The following is a 19429-nucleotide window of genomic DNA, read 5'->3' as shown; positions in this document are numbered from 1 at the left end:
CAAAAAACAAGCCGAGGATTATACCCGAGCATGGGCCTCACGCGCCAGATGAGGTCGGCGTTTGTGCGGGAACATTCCGGCTCAGCAGGGCGAGGAGCTGTGATTTTTCCTCGCTGGTCAATTCGCTTTGACGTGATTTCCTGAGCAGTTGTTCCAGGCTGCGCTCGCGTTGGCGGGCGGACAAGCTAGTTATAGTGTCGAAAAACTGTTGTTCAAGGTTGTCAGCCACGATCAACCATTCCTTTTCGGCCAGGGCCCGCAGCAAGCGGCCTTGTTCAGTGCCGTGCCAACGTGCGATCAGCTGCATTGAGCTTAGCCCAGGATTCTTCTGCGCAGCTTCGATCAAGGCCACCAGCAGCTGGCTGTACAAGTGTTCTTCGTCGGCGAAGTGGCTGGCATCCTCGACCTTGCCGGCCAGCAGCGGGTGGTGCAGCAAGGTGCGCAGGGCAGCCAGGGTCGGTGGTTCGACCGGTGCCGGCACCCGCGGCGGCGCTTCATCGCGCTGCTGCCATGGCTTGCCGCCCTTGCGGTTCTTGTCCCAGGGCTTGTCGCTCCACTGCTTTTTGCCTCCGCTCTTGTTCGGCTTCCACTCCTGTTCCTGATGAACGGGAGCGTAGTCGTGCTGTGGCATGTCGCCGTAGTCGGGGGTGAAGCTGGCCATGGCATCGTAGTCATAGCCAGGGTCGTAGTCCGGCACACTGCTGGCCGCCGGAGCCTGTTGCGACAGTTGCTCGACCTGCTGTGGGTCCAGGCCGGTGATTTCCTTCAGGCGGTTGCGCATCAGCTGACGCAGGTTGGCGCCGGGGATCTTTTCGATCAACGGTGCGGCCAGGGTCGCCATGTGTGCCTTGCCTTCCAGCGAGCGCGGGTCGGCTTCGTTGCTCAGTTGCTCGAAGAAATAGTCGGCCAGTGGCTGCGCGTGCTGGTTGATCCGCGCCTTGAAGGCATCGGTGCCTTCGGCGCGCACCAGGCTGTCCGGGTCTTCGCCTTCGGGCAGGAACAGGAACCGCGCACGGCGGCCGTCCTGCAGTGCCGAGAGGGTCGATTCCAGTGCGCGCCAGGCGGCCTTGCGCCCGGCCTGGTCGCCATCGAAGCAGAACAGCACGCTGGGCACCACGCGGAACAGGCGCTTGAGGTGCTCTTCGCTGGTGGCGGTACCGAGGGTGGCCACGGCATTGCGCAGGCCCTGCTGGGCCAGGGCTATCACGTCCATGTAGCCCTCGACGACGATGATCTCGTCGAGGTTGCGGTTGTGCTTGCGTGCCTCGTACAGCCCGTAGAGTTCCTGGCCCTTGTGGAATACAGGGGTTTCCGGGGAGTTGAGGTACTTGGGCTTGTCGTCGCCCAGTACCCGGCCGCCAAACGCGATGATGCGCCCGCGGCTGTCGCGGATCGGGAACATCACCCGGTCGCGGAAGCGGTCGTAGCGCTTGCCGCTTTCGGCGTTCTCGATCAGCAGGCCGGCGTCGATCATCACCTTTTGTTGCAGGGTGTCGGCGCCCAGGTGCTTAAGCAGGTTGTCCCAGCCGGGCGGTGCGAAGCCCAGGCCGAAGTCGCGGGCGATTTCGCCCGACAGGCCGCGGCCCTTGAGGTAGTCCACCGCCGCCTTGCGGGTCGGATGGCTGCGCAGGGCCTGGCGGTAGAACTCCGAGGCAGCATCCAGCAATGGGTACAACGGCGAATCGGTCGGCTGGCGCGGCTTGTTGTCGCGACGGCCTTGTTCCCTGGGCACTTCCATGCCGGCCGCGCGGGCCAGTTCCTCGACGGCCTGGGGGAAGTCCAGGTTGTCGTGGTCCATGACGAAGCCGAGGGCGTTACCGCCGGCGCCGCAGCCGAAACAGTAGTAGAACTGCTTGTCGGGGCTGACCGTGAAGGAAGGGGTCTTTTCCTTGTGGAACGGGCAGCAGGCGGAGTAGTTCTTACCGGTCTTTTTCAGCTGAACGCGCGAACTCACCACATCGACAATATCGAGGCGGTTGATCAGGTCGTCGATGAAGCTTTGGGGAATCAGCCCGGCCATGGCAGTCTCGTCATCTGGCAACTGGCAAGTCTAATCGCTAACGCGCCGCAGAGGGGCGAATGCTGAGTAGGGGAAGTGCGAGGGAGTGTGTGCTCGTCGGTAGCCGCAAGGGCCCGTCAGTCAGGACGTGCACGCCTGGCCGAAGCCAGATCTGACGCTTTGATGCATTTGCCCACTGCAGGTTGCGACGGGCGCCTTGGGCTAGCTGCTCAAGGTTTGAAACAAGCCGCTGCCATCGGCCCGGCGGTGAGCCGGGCAGGGCAGAAGCTCTATCGCAGAACGTCTGTATTAGTACAGACGAACGGCGCGGCGCTGTTCGCGCTGAACTTTCTTGGCGTGACGCTTAACAGCAGCAGCTGCTTTGCGCTTACGCTCGGCGGTCGGCTTCTCGTAAAACTCGCGGCTACGAACTTCAGCCAGTACACCGGCTTTTTCGCAGGAGCGCTTGAAACGACGCAGAGCTACGTCGAAGGGTTCGTTCTCTTTAACTTTGACGGCTGGCATCCAGAGCTACCTTAATTCATTACCGGGGTAGACGTGCTCCTGGCAAAACAAAAGGTGTGCTGGAGAACGTCGGTTTTCAAGGGTTGCGGATGTTAACCCTTAGAACGCCGGAATGCAAAGCCTCTGATCGAAAACCGCTGGTCGGCACCCGGCACGGGGACTATCATGCGCGGCTTCGAATTCAGCCCCCACAAGGGACGAGCCCATGCTAGTACTGGGATTGGAAACATCCTGCGACGAAACCGGCGTCGCATTATACGACAGTGAGCGCGGTTTGTTAGCCGACGCGCTGTTCAGCCAGATCGACCTGCACCGCGTGTTCGGTGGTGTGGTGCCCGAGCTCGCCTCGCGTGACCACGTCAAGCGCATGCTGCCGCTCATCCGCCAGGTGCTGGAGGAGGCCGGCTGCGTTGCCACCGAGATCGACGCCATCGCCTACACCGCGGGTCCTGGCCTGGTCGGTGCGCTGCTGGTCGGCGCCTCGTGCGCCCAAGCGCTGGCTTTTGCTTGGGATATCCCGGCGATCGGCGTGCACCACATGGAAGGCCACCTGCTGGCACCGATGCTGGAGGAAAACCCGCCCGAGTTTCCGTTCGTCGCATTGTTGGTTTCCGGCGGCCATACCCAGCTGGTGCGGGTGGATGGCATCGGTCACTACGAGCTGCTGGGCGAGAGCCTCGACGATGCTGCTGGCGAAGCGTTCGACAAGACCGCCAAGCTGATCGGCCTCAACTACCCAGGTGGCCCGGAAATCGCGCGCCTGGCCGAAAAGGGGGTGCCTGGGCGCTTCGTCTTCCCGCGGCCGATGACCGATCGGCCGGGCCTCGAGTTCAGCTTCAGCGGCCTCAAGACCTTCGCCCTGAACACCTGGCAGCAATGCAAGAATGCTGGCGACGACAACGAGCAAACCCGTTGCGACGTGTCCCTGGCATTCCAGCAGGCGGTGGTGGAGACTCTGACCATCAAGTGCAAGCGCGCCCTCAAGCAGACCGGCCTCAAACGCTTGGTCATCGCCGGTGGCGTGAGTGCCAACAAGGCGTTGCGCGCCTCGCTGGAAGACATGCTGGCCGGTCTCAAGGGCAATGTGTATTACGCGCGTCCGCAGTTCTGCACCGACAACGGCGCGATGATCGCCTATGCCGGTTGCCAGCGCCTGTTGGCCGGGCAGCAGCAGGACCTGGCGATCAGCGTGCAGGCTCGCTGGCCGATGGAGCAGTTGCCGCCGGTGTGAAGGCTTGCGGGCGGATCAGAAATGCCTTTCGCGCCCGGCAAACAAATCGCGCAGATTGTTGCGGTGGCGCCAGACGATCATCACCGTGAGCACGGCGATCGGCAGCAGCGCCTCCGGCTCGCGCCAAGCCAGCAGTGGCAGGGTCAGCGGGGTCGCGACAAGCGCTGCCAGCGAGCTGGTGCGGGTGAGGTAGAAGGTCAGCAGCCAGGCGCCGATTGCCAGCAATGCGGCCGGGAAATACAGGCCCATGAGCATGCCGGCGGCGGTGGCGACGCCTTTGCCGCCGCGAAAGCGGAAGTACAGCGGGAACAGGTGACCGAGCACTGCGCAGACACCGACCCAGGCCTGCTCCTGCAGGCCAAGGCCGGCAGCGCGGGCGAGCAAAACCGGCAGCAGGCCCTTGCACAGGTCGCCAAGCAGGGTCAGGATCGCCAGTTTACGGCCCGCCAGGCGTAGCATGTTGGTGGCGCCGGCATTGCCCGAACCGCTGGAACGCGGGTCCGGGCTGCCCGAAAGGCGGCTGAGGACGATGGCGAAGGACAGCGAGCCGAGCAGGTAGGCGAGCAGCGCCAATAACCAAAACATGCTAACTATTCCGGGCGAGGACGCCCTGATTCTAACGGCGCCAGTCGCCCTTGTCGTGCTGTGGAGAGAAGTGCTTGGACAGAGTGTTCATCGAAGGCCTGGAAGTCGATACCGTCATCGGTGCCTATGACTGGGAACGGGATATTCGCCAGTGCCTGCGCCTGGACCTGAGTTTTGCCTGGGACAACCGTCCGGCAGCGGCCGGTGACGACCTGAACCTGGCGCTCGACTACGCCAGTGTTTCGGCTCGGGTCCAGGCCTTTGCCGAGCAGGCACGCTTTGAACTGGTTGAAACATTTGCCGAGCGCTTGGTGGCGGCACTGATGGAAGAATTTCACATTCCCTGGGTTCGCTTGAAGCTGACCAAGCCGGGTGCCGTTCCCGCTGCCCGTGGCGGTGTTGGCGTGGAGATCGAGCGCGGATGTCTCTGAGCACGGTTTATCTGGGCCTCGGCAGCAACATCGATCGCCACCAGCACCTGTGTGCGGGGCTCGACGCGTTGGCGGCCATTCTCAGCGACATGCAATGTTCCCCGGCGTTCGAGAGCCAGGCGGTGGGGATCAAGAGCGGGCCGTTCATCAACTTCGTGGTCACCGGCAAGACCGATTTGCCACTGATCGAGCTGGATCGCCGGCTCAAGTTCATCGAGGCGGACAACGGTCGCTATGCGCCGGATCGCAAGGGACTGCCACTGGATATCGATGTGCTCATGTATGACGAATTGCATGGCACATTCGATGGCCTGGTACTGCCTCGGGCAGAGATCCTGAAGAATGCCTTCGTGCTGTGGCCGTTGTCGCTGCTGGCACCGGAGCTGGTGCATCCCGGGGTCGGGAAAAGCATGGCGCAGTTGTGGCAGGAGGCGCAGATCGACCAGGTATTGGCGCCTGTTGCCTTCGAGTGGCGCGGTTTGCAGCTGACTCAGGCGTGATCCTGTAAAGGCCCTTTCGCGGCTAAAGCCGCGAAAGGGGCCGGTGTGGTCAGCCCGGCTTGTAAGCCTCGAGCGCTTTCAGTCGCTCACCTTTGAGGGCCTCGCCCAGGTTTTGCCCGGTCAACCCTGCCGCCACCAGTGGCTTCACGTCCACCGACCGGGCCGCTGCCGCCGCTCCACGCAGATAATCGCCCTGTGGATAACCTTCACAGGTGGCCATTTCGCACGCGGCAATGAAATCCTCGAAACGCTGCGGCCGCCGATAAACGTCGAATTTCTGCAACATTTCCAGCAAATCTGCAGGCGTTAGCTGCAACGCTTCGTCGGCGCGCATGGCAAATTCGCCCACCAGCAGGGCCAGTTCCTGGCATTCACGCGGGGCCTTGAAACGCTGGTTGAGCGCCTTGATCGCCACTGGCTCCAGCCCTCGCAGCAAACACGCCCAGCGCACAGCCAGCGGCTGTTGGTGCTCTGCCGCCCGGTGCAGAGCTGCCAGCGTATCCCCGCTGTTTTCCAGTTCCGGCATCATCTCCTTAAGAGCACCACATGCGCCCAGCACCTGGATGAACACCTGCGGCTGGCTTTCCATCAGCGCCCGCTCGATCTCCTTCCAGCTACGTTCGGCTGTCAGCGCCTGCAGCTCGCCGGATTCGGCGATCTGGCGCATCAGTGCCAGTGTTTCATCGGCGACCTGAAAACCCAGTGGGGCATAGCGCGCGGCAAAGCGGGCTACGCGCAATACGCGCAGAGGATCTTCGGCGAACGCGGGTGAAACGTGGCGCAGAACACGTTGCTCAAGGTCGGCCTGGCCGTGGTAGGGATCGTAGACCGCACCCTGTTCATCCTCGGCCATTGCATTGATGGTCAGGTCTCGGCGGATCAGGTCTTCTTCCAGGGTTACGTCGGGGCTTGCGTGAAAAGTGAACCCGCCATAGCCGCGCCCGCTCTTGCGCTCGGTGCGCGCCAGGGCATATTCCTCGCCCGTCTTCGGATGCAGGAAGACCGGGAAATCAGCGCCGACCGGGCGATAGCCCTTGGCGTGCATTTCCTCGACCGTGGCGCCGACTACCAGCCAGTCGATATCGCTGACCGGGCGCCCGAGCAGACGGTCGCGTACTGCGCCGCCGACTTTATAGATGTGCATGTGCAGCCTCCATTACTGCCCACAGGATACCCTGTCGGCAGCAATGGCGGTGCATCAGAGGTGGTGGATGACGGCGAGGTCCATGCGCCCGTAGTCGCCGCTCTCGGCATGCTCCCCACGCGGCGGCATGTGGTGGGTCTTGATGAGCTGGTCGCCTTGCACGGTCTCCAGATGGATATCGAAGCCCCACAAGCGGTGCAGGTGCTTGAGCACTTCCTCGGTGGAATCGCCCAGCGGTTTGCGGTTGTGCTGCTGGTGACGCAAGGTCAGCGAACGATCGCCACGGCGGTCGATGCTCCAGATTTGCACGTTGGGCTCGCGATTGCCGAGGTTGTACTGGGCTGCCAGTTGCTCGCGAATGATCCGGTAGCCAGCCTCGTCATGGATGGCCGGCACCAGCAGGTCGTCGCGCTGGTCGTCATCGAGAATGCTGAACAGCTTCAGGTCACGCATCACCTTAGGTGACAGGTACTGCAGGATGAAGCTCTCGTCCTTGAAGCTGCTCATGGCGAACTTGACGGTAGAAAGCCAGTCACTGCCAGCAATGTCGGGGAACCAGTGGCGATCTTCCTCGGTCGGGTTTTCGCACATGCGGCGAATGTCGGTGTACATGGCAAAGCCCAGCGCGTAGGGGTTTATGCCGCTGTAGTACGGGCTGTCGAAACCGGGCTGGAACACCACGCTGGTGTGTGACTGCAAGAACTCCATCATGAAGCCTTCAGTGATCAGGCCTTCGTCGTACAAATCGTTCATCAGGGTGTAGTGCCAGAACGTTGCCCAACCTTCGTTCATCACCTGGGTCTGGCGTTGTGGGTAGAAATACTGGGCGATCTTGCGCACGATGCGCACCACTTCGCGCTGCCAGGGTTCCAGCAGCGGGGCGTTCTTCTCGATGAAGTAGAGGATGTTTTCCTGCGGTTCGGATGGGAACCGGGCATCGTCGCGCTCGCCGCCTTTTTCGGCACTCTTCGGAATCGTGCGCCAGAGGTCGTTGATCTGCCGCTGCAGGTGCTCTTCACGGTCTTTCTGACGCCGACGTTCTTCTTCGGCGGAGATCGGATAGGGGCGCTTGTAGCGATCCACGCCGTAGTTCATCAGCGCGTGGCAGGAGTCGATCAGGTCTTCCACGGCATCGATGCCGTGCCGTTCCTCGCACTGGGCAATGTACTGCTTGGCGAACACCAGGTAGTCGATGATCGAGGTGGCGTCGGTCCAGGTGCGGAACAGGTAGTTGCCCTTGAAGAAACTGTTGTGGCCATAGCAGGCATGGGCGATCACCAGTGCCTGCATGCACATGGTGTTCTCTTCCATCAGGTAGGCGATGCACGGATCGGAGTTGATCACGATCTCGTAGGCCAGGCCCATCTGGCCCCGGCTGTAGGACTTCTCGGTACTGAGGAACTGCTTGCCGTAAGACCAGTGGTGATAACCCAGCGGCATGCCGACGGAAGCATAGGCATCCATCATCTGCTCAGCGGTGATCACCTCGATCTGGTTGGGGTAGGTATCCAGTGCGTAACGCTCGGCCAGCCGGCTGATTTCCCGGTCGTAGGTCTGGATCAGCTCGAACGTCCACTCGGACCCGGTGGAAATGGGTTGGCGTCTCTGTGCTCTGGCGGTCATGTGGCTAACCTGCGCTGGAAGAGTTCACGGAAGACCGGGTAGATATCGCCGGCCGATACCAACTGCTGTTGGGCGAATGTGTCGGGGAAGGCTTCGCCGATTCGCTCATACTCGTACCACAACGCCTGGTGCTCACGCGGGGTGATCTCAACGTAAGTGTAGTACTGCACATGCGGCATGATCTGCTTGGACAGGATCTCGCGGCAGATCGGCGAGTCGTCGTTCCAGTTGTCGCCGTCGGAGGCCTGGGCGGCGTAGATGTTCCAGTCGGCGGCCGGGTAACGTTCGGCCATGATCTCCTGCATCATCTTCAGCGCACTGGAAACGATGGTGCCGCCGGTTTCCCGGGAGTAGAAGAATTCTTCCTCGTCGACTTCGCGGGCGCTGGTGTGGTGGCGGATGAACACCACCTCAATGCGGTCGTAGTTACGCTTGAGGAACAGGTACAGCAGGATGAAGAAGCGTTTGGCGATGTCCTTGGTGGCCTGGGTCATCGAGCCGGACACGTCCATCAGGCAGAACATCACCGCCTTGGAACTGGGATTGGGCTGCTTGACCAGCAGGTTGTACTTGAGGTCAAAGGTGTCGAGGAAGGGCAGGCGGTTGATACGTGCCTTCAGCCGCTCGATTTCCTGCTCGACTTCCTGGATGTCGGTGAAGTTGTCCGGTTCCTCGACTTTCAGTCGGTCCAGCTCCTTCTGTGCTTCGCGCAGCAGCGCACGGCTGCTGCCGGTCAGGGCAATGCGCCGGGCATGGGCCGAGCGCAGGGTGCGGACGATATTGATGCGTGACGGGTTGCCTTCGTTGGCGATACCGGCTCGCACGGTCTTGAAGGTGTCGGCGCCGGTCAGGTGGCGTTTGACCAGGTTGGGCAGTTCGAGGTCTTCGAACATGAATTCGAGGAACTCTTCCTGGGTGATCTGGAAGACGAAATCGTCCATGCCCTCGCCGGAGTTACCGGCCTTGCCGCGACCACTGCCACCTCCGCCGCCTTGCGGTCGAGGGATGTGCTCGCCAGCGGTGAATTCCTTGTTGCCTGGGTGCACGATGGTCTGCTTGCCGCCACGACCATGGTGGAGCACGGGTTCATCGATGTCCCGTCCCGGAATGCTGATCTGTTCGCCATGTTCCATGTCCATGATGGAGCGGCGGCTCACGGCCTCTTCGACCGCCTTCTTGATGTGTTCACGGTAACGCCGCAGGAAACGCTGGCGGTTGACCGTGCTCTTGTTCTTGCCGTTCAGGCGTCGGTCGATAACGTAGCTCATGGTCCCTCCGGTAGCTGGGAGCAGCTGCAAGCCACAAGCTTCAGGCTGCTGGAAAGAGCAGCCACCGCTGCTGCAAGCTACGGCGCCGGGCTTGCGCCCGGCGCTGGGCAGCTTGGAGCGTGCGGCTTGTAGCTTGCCGCCTTATTGCGATTTCCTGACCCGCAGGTACCATTCCGACAGCAGGCGCACCTGCTTGTCGGTGTAGCCACGTTCCACCATCCGCGTGACGAAGTCGTTGTGCTTCTGTTGGTCCTCCTTGCTGGCCTTGGCGTTGAAGCTGATGACCGGCAGCAGGTCCTCGGTGTTGGAGAACATTTTCTTCTCGATCACCACCCGCAGCTTCTCGTAGCTGAGCCAGCTCGGGTTCTTGCCATTGTTGTTTGCACGGGCACGCAGCACGAAGTTGACGATTTCGTTGCGGAAGTCCTTCGGATTGCTGATGCCCGCCGGTTTTTCGATCTTTTCCAGCTCTTCGTTGAGGGCGATGCGGTTGAGGATCTCGCCGGTCTCCGGGTCGCGGTACTCCTGGTCCTGGATCCAGAAGTCGGCGTACAGCACATAGCGGTCGAAGATGTTCTGGCCGTATTCGCTGTAGGACTCGAGGTAGGCGGTCTGGATTTCCTTGCCGATGAACTCGATATAGCGCGGCGCCAGGTACTCCTTCAGGTAGCGCAGGTAGCGCTCGCGCACTTCGGCCGGGAATTGTTCCTGCTCGATCTGCTGTTCCAACACATAGAGCAGGTGCACCGGGTTGGCTGCCACTTCATGCGGGTCGAAGTTGAACACCTTGGAGAGAATCTTGAAGGCGAAGCGGGTGGACAGGCCGTTCATGCCTTCGTCCACGCCCGCGGCATCGCGGTACTCCTGGATCGACTTGGCTTTCGGGTCGGTGTCCTTGAGATTTTCGCCGTCGTAGACGCGCATCTTCGAGTAGATGTTGGAGTTTTCCGGCTCCTTGAGGCGCGAGAGCACGGTGAACTGGGCGAGCATCTTCAGTGTGTCTGGCGCGCAATGGGCCTTGGCCAGCGAGCTGTTGACCAGCAGCTTGTCGTAGATCTTGATCTCATCGCTGACGCGCAGGCAGTACGGCACCTTGACGATGTAGATCCGGTCGATGAACGCCTCGTTGTTCTTGTTGTTGCGGAAGGTGTGCCACTCCGATTCGTTGGAGTGGGCCAGCAGGATCCCGGTATAGGGAATGGCCCCAAGGCCTTCGGTACTGTTGTAGTTGCCTTCCTGGGTGGCGGTGAGCAAGGGGTGCAGGACCTTGATCGGCGCCTTGAACATTTCGACGAACTCCATCAAGCCCTGGTTGGCCCGGCACAGTGCGCCCGAGTAGCTGTACGCATCGGCGTCGTTCTGCGGGAATTCTTCGAGTTTGCGGATATCCACTTTACCGACCAAGGCGGAGATGTCCTGGTTGTTCTCGTCACCCGGCTCGGTCTTGGCGATGGCGATCTGGTTAAGGATCGAGGGGTACAGCTTCACCACCCTGAACTTGCTGATATCACCGCCGAATTCCTGCAGGCGCTTGGTGGCCCAGGGTGACATGATGGTGTTCAGGTAGCGCCGCGAGATGCCGTACTCTTCCTCGAGAATGGCCCCGTCTTCGGTGGCATTGAACAAGCCCAAGGGTGACTCGAATACCGGCGAGCCCTTGATGGCGTAGAAAGGTACCTTTTCCATCAGCTGCTTGAGTTTCTCGGCCAGCGAGGATTTACCGCCGCCTACCGGGCCCAGCAGATAGAGGATCTGTTTCTTCTCTTCCAGGCCTTGGGCGGCATGGCGGAAGTACGAAACGATCTGGTCGATGCACTCTTCCATGCCATGGAAGTCGGCAAAGGCCGGATACCGGCGAATGACCTTGTTGGAGAAGATTCGCGACAGCCTGGAGTTGGTAGAGGTGTCGATCAGTTCTGGCTCACCGATGGCCAGCAACAGCCGTTCAGCCGCCGATGCGTAGGCACTGCGATCCTCTTTACACAGCTCGAGGTACTCCTGCAGCGAGAGTTCTTCCTGGCGCGTAGACTCGAAGCGTTGTTGGAAGTGGCTAAAAATACTCATGACGTCACCTCGCTCGATACGTGGAGACGACGCCGGATCAGTCAGCTGATGCTGGCATGCAACCGGGTTCGCCGATTGCTGTATACCCCCCAGAACACCCTGTAACGCTACCGATGACCCGCACGCCGGTGTACCGGCTCTCCCCTTTTTCTGGATGGCCTGCGCTTAAGAATAGTTGGTTATCCGCAAGATCAAGGGCGGGCGGCGGAGAAGTTGCGAACGACCGTTCGTCAGGTGGGCTGCGAGCCCGCGTGGGGCGCGGGCTGCAGTAAAAATGAAAAAATTTATTCGGCGGTGCCCTGGGCGGTCTCGGCGGGGTAGGTGTTACGCCACAGTTCGAAGCCGCCATCGACGCTGTACACGTCGGAGAAGCCCTGGCCGACCAGGTAGGCGGCTGCGCTCTGGCTGGAGTTGCCGTGGTAGCAGACCACCAGAGTCGGGGCATCCAGGTCGGCATTGCGGATGAACTCGGCGACCGAGTGGTTATCCAGATGCATGGCGCCGGTGATGTGGCCGGCGGCAAAGGCTTGCGAGTCGCGAATGTCGACGACTACCGCACCTTGCTCGCGCAGGGCCAGGGCCTGCTCGGGAGGGATGCGCTTGAATTCGCTCATGGGTACGGTTCTCTTCAGGGTTGATCGTTCAGTGTAGTGGCTTGTGGCGGTGGGCGGACATGGCCGTCGTCGGTGCAGTCGCAGCGGTGGTACTCGCCGCTATCGACGTTGTACAGGGTCATGGCGCCGCCCCACACGCAGCCGGTGTCGAGGGCGATGATGCCGGGTTCGTTGACCCGGCCCTGGAGAGCAGCCCAGTGACCGAAGATGATCTTCACGTGGCGCGAGCGGCGGTCCTTGTGCGCATACCAAGGCTTGTAGCCTTTGGGCGCGCTGTCCAGGCCTTCCTTGCTCTTGAGGTCGAGCTTGCCTGCCGCAGTGCAGAAGCGCATGCGCGTGAGGTAGTTGGTGATAACTCGCAGGCGCTCTACGCCGCTGAGGCTCTTGCTCCACTTGTTCGGCTCGTTGCCATACATGCCGTCCAGGTAGGGTTGCAGGCGGTTGTCGTCGCGCAGCACTTGTTCGACTTCTCCGGCCAGTTGCAGTGCCTGGCCCAGGGTCCATTGCGGCGGAATACCGGCATGGACCAGGGCGATGCCGCGCGGCTCGTCGTAATGCAGCAGCTTCTGCTGGCGAAGCCAGTCGAACAATTGATCGGCGTCTGGCGCTTCGATGATCTCGCGCAGGGTGTCGCTTTTCTTCAGGCGCTCGACGTTGTGCCAGACGGCCAGCAGGTGCAAGTCATGGTTGCCCAGCACGCATACCAGCGATTGGCGGATCGAATAGAGGTAACGCAGGGTTTCCAGCGACTCGGGGCCGCGGTTGACCAGGTCACCGACCAGCCACAGGCGGTCGACCGCCGGGTTGAAGTTGACTCGTTCGAGCAGGCACTTGAGCGGCCCCAGGCAGCCTTGCAGGTCTCCGACGGCATAGGTGGCCATCAGTGCAGCGCTCCAGGGACCGCAAGACGGAAGGGTGCGATGTCGGCTTCGAAGCGTTTGCCGTCTTCGGCGAACATTTCGTAGCTGCCCTGCATGGTGCCGACGCGTGTGCTGATCACCGCGCCGCTGCTGTAGGTATGGCTCTGGCCGGGCTCGATGGTCGGCTGCTGGCCGACTACGCCGGCACCGCGCACTTCCTCGACTTCGCCATCACCGTTGGTGATCAGCCAGTGACGCGACAACAGCTTGGCTTTGACCGAGCCATTGTTTTGCACGGTGATGGTATAGGCGAAGGCGAAGCGACTGCTTTCGGGGTCGGATTGGTCTTTCAGGTAACGGGTCACGACGCTGACGTCGATCTGATAGCGAGGGTCGGACATGCAAGGGCCTTGGGCGAGCTGACGCAATAATGCAGTCTAGGCCATTGGGAGGGGGGAGGGCCAGCGGTGCGGGATTGGGAGGTTGCGTTGTTTTTACGGGCCTCTTCGCGGGGCCATCCCGCTCCTACAGGGGAACGCGATCTTCTGTAGGAACGGGCTTGTCCCGCGAAGAGGTCGATGCAGGCTGAATCAGGCTTGCTGGTCGGCCAGCTGATCGGCCAGGCGCACGAAAGCTGCCAGGTCGAGTTGTTCAGGGCGCAGGCTGCCATCCACGCCAGCGGCTTCGATGGCGGCGCTGTCGAGCAGTCCTTTCATAGTGTTGCGCAGGGTCTTGCGGCGCTGGTTGAACGCCTCACGCACCACTTGCTCCAGCAGCCGTGCATCCTTGGCAGGGTGGGGCAGCACTTCGTGCGGCACCAGGCGCACGATCGCTGAGTCGACTTTCGGCGGCGGGTTGAACGCGCCCGGGCCCACGTTGAACAGATGCTCCACACGGCAGTGGTACTGCACCATGATCGACAGGCGGCCCCAGTCACCACCGCCTGGGCCGGCCGCCATGCGCTCGACCACTTCCTTTTGCAGCATGAAGTGCATGTCACGGATCAGCCCGGCGTGGCTGAGCAGGTGGAAGATCAGTGGGGTGGAGATGTTGTACGGCAGGTTGCCGACCACCTTGAGGCTACGTGGCGGCACACCAAGCTGGTTGAAGTCGAACTTCAGGGCGTCGCCCTGGTGCAAGCGGAAATTGCCACGGCCGGCAAACTTGTGTTGCAGGATCGGCACCAGGTCCTTGTCCAGCTCCACCACGTCCAGCTGGGCGCCACTGCCCAGCAGGCCTTCAGTCAGGGCGCCTTGGCCCGGGCCGATTTCCAGCAGGTGTTCGCCAGCCTTGGCGTTGATAGCGCGCAGGATGCGGTCGATGATGCCTGCGTCGTGCAGGAAGTTCTGGCCGAAGCGCTTGCGCGCCCGGTGTTGGTATTGCTCGTTCATGGTCGGTTCTCGGCCATCTGGTAGGCGGTTTCCAGGGCGACGCGCAGGCTGCCGGTGTCGACCTTGCCGCTGCCGGCCAGGTCCAGGGCGGTGCCGTGGTCGACCGATGTGCGGATGATCGGCAGGCCCAGGGTCACGTTGACGGCAGCGCCAAAACCTTTGTACTTGAGTACGGGCAGGCCCTGGTCATGGTACATCGCCAGCACCGCGTCGCAGTGCTCCAGATATTTTGGGGTAAACAGGGTATCGGCCGGCAGCGGGCCGCGCAGGTCCATGCCTTCGGTACGCAGGCGGGCCAGCGTCGGCTCGATGATGTCGATTTCTTCGCGGCCAAGGTGGCCGCCTTCCCCGGCATGCGGGTTGAGGCCGCAGACCAGGATGCGCGGGTTGGCAATGCCGAACTTGTCGCGCATGTCGGCGTGCAGGATGCGGGTGACCCGCTCCACGCGCTCGGCAGTGATGGCGTCGGCAATGTCCCGCAGCGGCAGGTGCGTGGTCACCAGGGCGACACGCAAGCCACGGGTGGCCAGCATCATCACTACCTGGGCGGTGCTGGTGAGGTCGGCAAGGAATTCGGTATGGCCGGAGAAGGCGATACCGCTTTCGTTGATCACGCCCTTGTGCACCGGCGCTGTGATCATCCCGGCGAATTGCCCGTCAAGGCAGCCTTGGCCGGCACGGGTCAGCGTTTCCAGCACGAATGCCGCGTTGGCCTTGTCCAGCTGGCCAGGTACCACTGGCGCGGCCAAGGGTGTATCCCACACATACAGGCTGCCGGCAGGCGCAGGCTGGTCGGGCCATTGGCCTGGCATTACCGGCAGCAGGCTGACAGCCAGCCCCAGCTGCGCGGCCCGCTCGGCGAGCAGGTCACGGCTGGTGATGGCAATCAGGGGATGGGGCTGGGCGTCGGCGGCGAGCAGCAGGCACAGGTCGGGGCCTATGCCGGCTGGTTCGCCGGGAGTGACGGCGAAGCGCAGGGGCTTCACTGTGCGGCCTGGTCAGCGCCAGGCAGCTTGATTTCAACGTAGGCTTCGTCGCGGATCTGGCGCAGCCAGGTCTGCAGCTCTTCGTCGTACTTGCGGTTGCGCAACACGTTCATGGCCTGCTGCTCGCGCGCCTGCTCGGTGCTGTCGGTGGCACGGCGGCCCAGCACTTCAAGGACGTGCCAGCCGTACTGGGTCTTGAACGGTTTGGTCACCACGCCTTGCTGGGCGTTGGCCATCTGCTCGCGGAACTCCGGTACCAGGCTGTTCGGGTCGACCCAGTTGAGGTCGCCGCCGTTGAGTGCGGAACCAGGGTCTTCCGAGAAGCTCTTCGCCAGCTCGCCGAAGTCCTCGCCGTTCTGGATGCGGTCGTACAGGCGCTCGGCCAACTGCTTGGTGGCGGCTTCGCTGCGGATTTCGCTCGGCTTGATCAGGATGTGGCGGACATGCACTTCGTCACGCAGCACGTTCTCGCCGCCACCGCGCTTCTCTTCCAGCTTGAGGAGGATAAAGCCGTTAGGGATGCGGATTGGCTGGGTGATGTCGCCGACCGCCATGCTGCTGAGCATCTTGGCGAAGTCCGGTGGCAGCTGGGCTGCTTTACGCCAGCCCATTTCACCACCCTCAAGGGCGTTTTCGCTGGCCGAGTTGGCAATCGCCACCTGGCCGAAGTCGGCACCTTGGCGCAGTTGTTGGTAGAGGTCGCCGACCTTGCGCGCAGCTTTCTGGATGTCGTCCGAGTTGGCGGCTTCCGGGGTCGGGATGAGGATGTTGGCCAGGCGATACTCTTCCGACATCTGCATCTTGCCCATGTCCGAGGCGAGGAAGTTCTTCACTTCCTGCTCGGAAACCTGGATGCGCTCGGCAACGCGGCGCTGACGCACGCGGCTGATGATCATCTCGCGCTTGACTTGCTCACGGGCGTCGTCGAACGACAGGCCGTCATGGGCGAGGGCGGCGCGGAACTGGTCCAGGGACATGCCATTGCGCTGGGCAATGGTGCCGATGGCCTGGTTCAGCTCTTCGTCGGTGATGCGGATGCCCGAACGTTCGCCGATCTGCAGTTGCAGGTTCTCGACGATCAGGCGTTCCAGTACCTGCTGCTCCAGTGCGCCGGTCGGCGGCACGCCGCCGCCGCGCTTGGCGATGGTCTGCTGCACCTCGTGGACACGCTGGTCCAGTTGGCTCTGCATGACCACGTCGTTGTCGACGATGGCCACCACGCGGTCCAGAGGTTGTACCGCGGCATGCACCGCGCCACTCAGCAATGCAGCGCCCAGCAACACCGGGCGCAGTCGATCAATAAGCTTGGTCTTCACGTGTACGGTAACCTTGAATGCCTTGGTCGAGGAACGATTCCACCTTGTTGCCCACTACGCCGCCGAGGCCTTTCAGGACGATTTGCAGGAAGATACCGTGGTCGCCTTTTTCGTTGGATGGCGTGGCCTGGCTGAAGTCGTCGTAGTCGACCCAGTAACGGTTGATCAGGCGCAGCTTCCAGCAGCAGTTGTCGTACTCGAAGCCGCCCATGGCTTCCAGGGTACGGTTGCGGTTGTAGTCATGCTGCCAGCGGGCGATCACGTTCCATTGCGGTACGACCGGCCAGATGACCGAGAAGTCGTGCTGCTGGATCTTGTAGTAATCCTTGATGTAGTTCGGATCGCCCGGCGTACCATAGTCGCCGCCGCCCACTTTCCAGGTACCGGTAGTGGAGTCGTAGGCGATGGTGTCGTTGCGGTAGCGATAGCCGACGTTGACGATCTTGTTCGGGTTGTCTTCAGGCTGGTAGTGGAACATCGCGCTGCCCGAGCGAGTGCTGCGGCTGTCCGGGTCCCAGTTGAAGTCCGAGTTGAAGCGCCAGTCGCGGTTGAAGTAGTAGTTGTAAACCAACGCGTACGGCGATACATCCGACTGCGAGTCCTTGCGGGTACGGTAGTCGATGCCTGGCAGCTGGACCTTGCGGTCCTTGAAGTAGTACGCCTGGCCGATGCTGAAGTTCTGGCGCTCGAAGCCGTTGTCCTCGATCCAGCGAGTGGTCACGCCCAGAGACAGCTTGTTCTCGTCGCCGATGCGGTCGGTACCGCTGAAGCGGTTGTCGCGGAACAGCGAGTCGTAGCTGAACAGGTTTTCACCCGAGTCGAACAGCGGGATGTCCGTCTGGTCCTTGTACGGGACGTAGAGGTAGAACATGCGCGGTTCGAGGGTCTGGCGGTAATTGGTACCGAACAGCGAAGTGTTGCGGTCGAAGTACAGGCCGCTGTCGACGCTGAAGATCGGCACGTCGCGGTTCTGGGTGCTTGAGAAATCACCTTGTACGTCCAGTGCTGCCGGGTTCGAGGCAGCAAGAGCGGCAATGTCACTTTTCCCTTTGCCATCCAGATCCAGGTCGTAGTGGGTGTACATGTACTTCAGCTTCGGCGTGATATAGCCGTAGCTGGCAGTCATCGGCAGGCTGATAGCCGGTGCGACATTCAGGCGGGTACCGTTGGCGCGCTGGATACCGAAGATATTTTGATCCAGTCGACGCCCACCAACAATATTCCCAAAGGAGTCGGTAACGACGCCGGCAGTGGTGTCTGGGTTGCCGTCCTTGTCAAATACAAGGTCATCCTTCAGATCACGATCAAAGCGCACGGCCTCGGTCTGATAGCTGAAGTCGAACCCGCCTGGATGGTAAGGCAGCATGCCATCGAAGGTGATCTGCGGCAGCTTGTCGTACGGGGTGATCTGCGACAGGGTCGCCATCTCGTACGCCTGCGCATTCAGGCGGGCGGTATAACTGTCGCCACGCCAGGTCAGGGCACCTTGCTGGTTGACCACGTCCCGGCTCTTGACGCCGATCTGGTCGGTTTCAAGGTCCTGGAAGTAGAACGGATCGCTGATGTCGGTGTAGTCAACTTCAGTCATCAGGCGCTCGTCCAGGCCACCTTTGTGCTGCCAGTTGATCATCCAGCGTTCTTTCTTGTAGTCCGTCTGCAGCTTGCGGTCGTCGTCCTCGTCGTTGAGGTAGCCGCCGCCGAACTGGCCTTCGCTGGACTTGGTCAGGTAGCGGAACTCGCCTTCCATCAGCAGGCCGCGCTTGGTCATGTAGCGCGGGTACAACGTGGCGTCATAGTTGGGCGCCAGGTTGAAGTAGTAAGGCGTGACCAGCATGAAGCCGGTGTCGCTGGTGCTGCTGAACGACGGCGGCAGGAAGCCGGACTGGCGACGGTCGTCGATCGGGAAGTAGATGTACGGTGTGTAGAGCACCGGGAAATCTTTGACCCGCAGGGTGACGTTGGTCGCGGTACCGAAACCGGTCGCCGGGTTCAGGGTGATGTTGTTGCCCTTCAGCTGCCAGGCGTTGCTGCCCGGTTCGCAAGTGGTGTACGTACCGTCCTTGAGACGGATGATGGCGTTTTCGCCACGCTTGGCGTACAGGGCGTTGCCGCGGATGTGCGACTTGTGCATCACGTATTCGGCGTTGTCGACCTGGGCTTCCCCGGTATCGAGCTGAATCTGTGCCTGGTCACCGACGACCAGCGAGCCATTGTCGCGGATCTTGACGTTGCCCTTGAGCTCGCCACGGTTCTCGGCCTGGTAGAGGTTGGCCTCGTCGGCTTCGGCCTGCATGCTGCCCTGGCGCATGACCACGTCACCGGCGAGGGTAGCGATCTGCTGCTCCTGCTGGTACTTGGAGACCTTGGCGTTGATGTAGGTCGGCGACTCGTCCTTGGGCGTGGAGTCGGCCATGCCTGGGCGAGTGGGCTCGATGTACGCGCCACCGCAGTACGGGCCGGTTTCGGCCAGCTGGGCTGCAGTGAGCTTCTCGCGTGGAACCCAGTCGAGGTGGCTGTAGTCTTCGCTGCGCGACTTCAGGCCACGGCCCTTGGCCTCGGTGACCAGCATCGGCTTGTCAGCGGACTCGGTCGGCTCGGCTTCGGTGCCCGACGTGAGCGCGGCGCCTTCATGCACCGGGCGCGGAGGCAGGTTGTTGGCTGGGGTCTTGGGCTTGCAGTCCCAACCACCGGAGGCGGACACTTGGCAGTCGAACTGCTCGGCAGCCACCACATAGGTAGTGGCCAAAGGTTGCATGGCCAGCAGACCGCCGGTCACCAGCAACGGAAACTTTCTACGAAACGCGGGGGATTTCAATGCCATCTTATTAGTCCGGGCTTCCTGCGTGCCATCTGCCCGCGTGTGGGGCCGCACGCCTCTCGATGGTCTGAAAA

17 protein-coding genes are annotated in these 19429 nt (G+C 61.8%); 3 read left to right on the top strand and 14 right to left on the bottom strand.

Annotation, left to right across the window (positions count from 1 at the left end; all coding sequences use genetic code 11):
* Positions 1–37 precede the first annotated feature (37 nt).
* Together dnaG and rpsU are read right to left on the bottom strand one after the other, a co-directional pair.
* Positions 38–2020, bottom strand: a complete 1983-nt coding sequence (gene dnaG / locus ACLEJU_RS12420; protein WP_435422672.1) for a DNA primase — start codon at positions 2018–2020, stop codon at positions 38–40.
* Positions 2021–2308: 288 nt separating this feature from the next.
* The gene (gene rpsU / locus ACLEJU_RS12415) at positions 2309–2524 is read right to left on the bottom strand and encodes a 30S ribosomal protein S21 (RefSeq protein ID WP_003255575.1); all 216 of its coding nucleotides are present in this window, start codon (positions 2522–2524) and stop codon (positions 2309–2311) included.
* Between the two features lie 205 nt (positions 2525–2729).
* Here rpsU and tsaD point away from each other — a divergent pair, with 205 nt between their 5' ends.
* The gene (gene tsaD, locus ACLEJU_RS12410; protein WP_435422673.1) at positions 2730–3755 is read left to right on the top strand and encodes a tRNA (adenosine(37)-N6)-threonylcarbamoyltransferase complex transferase subunit TsaD; all 1026 of its coding nucleotides are present in this window, start codon (positions 2730–2732) and stop codon (positions 3753–3755) included.
* A gap of 15 nt (positions 3756–3770) precedes the next feature.
* Here the strand turns inward: tsaD and plsY are convergent, their stop codons facing one another.
* Positions 3771–4340 carry a glycerol-3-phosphate 1-O-acyltransferase PlsY gene (plsY, locus tag ACLEJU_RS12405; protein WP_054885227.1) on the bottom strand — a complete coding sequence of 190 codons (570 nt, stop codon included), beginning with the start codon at positions 4338–4340 and terminating at the stop codon, positions 3771–3773.
* Between the two features lie 74 nt (positions 4341–4414).
* Here plsY and folB point away from each other — a divergent pair, with 74 nt between their 5' ends.
* Together folB and folK are read left to right on the top strand one after the other, a co-directional pair.
* A complete protein-coding gene (gene folB / locus ACLEJU_RS12400) occupies positions 4415–4771 on the top strand; it encodes a dihydroneopterin aldolase (RefSeq protein WP_103448718.1) in 357 nt (118 codons plus the stop codon).
* Positions 4762–5271 (top strand): 2-amino-4-hydroxy-6-hydroxymethyldihydropteridine diphosphokinase, encoded by a 510-nt coding sequence (gene folK / locus ACLEJU_RS12395; RefSeq protein ID WP_435422674.1) that lies wholly within the window; start codon positions 4762–4764, stop codon positions 5269–5271. The genes folB and folK overlap by 10 nt, the downstream gene beginning before the upstream one ends.
* 49 nt (positions 5272–5320) lie before the next feature.
* Here the strand turns inward: folK and ACLEJU_RS12390 are convergent, their stop codons facing one another.
* From ACLEJU_RS12390 to ACLEJU_RS12340, 11 genes are all read right to left on the bottom strand, one after another.
* A complete protein-coding gene (locus ACLEJU_RS12390; RefSeq protein WP_435422675.1) occupies positions 5321–6415 on the bottom strand; it encodes a multifunctional CCA addition/repair protein in 1095 nt (364 codons plus the stop codon).
* Between the two features lie 54 nt (positions 6416–6469).
* On the bottom strand, positions 6470–8038 hold the full coding sequence (locus ACLEJU_RS12385) for a SpoVR family protein (RefSeq protein WP_435422676.1): 1569 nt from the start codon (positions 8036–8038) through the stop codon (positions 6470–6472).
* Positions 8035–9306 carry a YeaH/YhbH family protein gene (locus ACLEJU_RS12380; RefSeq protein ID WP_103448722.1) on the bottom strand — a complete coding sequence of 424 codons (1272 nt, stop codon included), beginning with the start codon at positions 9304–9306 and terminating at the stop codon, positions 8035–8037. Before ACLEJU_RS12380 ends, ACLEJU_RS12385 begins: the two co-directional genes overlap by 4 nt.
* A 141-nt stretch (positions 9307–9447) precedes the next feature.
* The gene (locus tag ACLEJU_RS12375; RefSeq protein WP_085676236.1) at positions 9448–11370 is read right to left on the bottom strand and encodes a PrkA family serine protein kinase; all 1923 of its coding nucleotides are present in this window, start codon (positions 11368–11370) and stop codon (positions 9448–9450) included.
* 284 nt (positions 11371–11654) lie between these two features.
* On the bottom strand, positions 11655–11984 hold the full coding sequence (gene glpE / locus ACLEJU_RS12370; protein WP_435422677.1) for a thiosulfate sulfurtransferase GlpE: 330 nt from the start codon (positions 11982–11984) through the stop codon (positions 11655–11657).
* Positions 11985–11998: 14 nt separating this feature from the next.
* Positions 11999–12865, bottom strand: coding sequence for a symmetrical bis(5'-nucleosyl)-tetraphosphatase (locus ACLEJU_RS12365; RefSeq protein ID WP_435422678.1), 867 nt, complete (start codon positions 12863–12865; stop codon positions 11999–12001).
* A complete protein-coding gene (gene apaG / locus ACLEJU_RS12360; RefSeq protein WP_027917463.1) occupies positions 12865–13245 on the bottom strand; it encodes a Co2+/Mg2+ efflux protein ApaG in 381 nt (126 codons plus the stop codon). The genes ACLEJU_RS12365 and apaG overlap by 1 nt, the downstream gene beginning before the upstream one ends.
* A gap of 189 nt (positions 13246–13434) precedes the next feature.
* On the bottom strand, positions 13435–14235 hold the full coding sequence (gene rsmA, locus ACLEJU_RS12355) for a 16S rRNA (adenine(1518)-N(6)/adenine(1519)-N(6))-dimethyltransferase RsmA (protein ID WP_422764553.1): 801 nt from the start codon (positions 14233–14235) through the stop codon (positions 13435–13437).
* Positions 14232–15221 (bottom strand): 4-hydroxythreonine-4-phosphate dehydrogenase PdxA, encoded by a 990-nt coding sequence (pdxA, locus tag ACLEJU_RS12350; protein WP_435422679.1) that lies wholly within the window; start codon positions 15219–15221, stop codon positions 14232–14234. The genes rsmA and pdxA overlap by 4 nt, the downstream gene beginning before the upstream one ends.
* Entirely contained in the window at positions 15218–16537 is a 1320-nt protein-coding gene (locus tag ACLEJU_RS12345) for a peptidylprolyl isomerase (RefSeq protein WP_435422680.1), read from the bottom strand. Before ACLEJU_RS12345 ends, pdxA begins: the two co-directional genes overlap by 4 nt.
* On the bottom strand, positions 16518–19358 hold the full coding sequence (locus tag ACLEJU_RS12340) for an LPS-assembly protein LptD (RefSeq protein ID WP_435422681.1): 2841 nt from the start codon (positions 19356–19358) through the stop codon (positions 16518–16520). Before ACLEJU_RS12340 ends, ACLEJU_RS12345 begins: the two co-directional genes overlap by 20 nt.
* Between the last annotated feature and the right edge of the window lie 71 nt (positions 19359–19429).

It is taken from the genome of Pseudomonas sp. SMN11 (assembly GCF_052041945.1).
GTDB lineage: Bacteria > Pseudomonadota > Gammaproteobacteria > Pseudomonadales > Pseudomonadaceae > Aquipseudomonas.
Note: the sequence above shows the minus strand (reverse complement) of the source record. Positions and strands in the feature narration are given on the sequence as shown.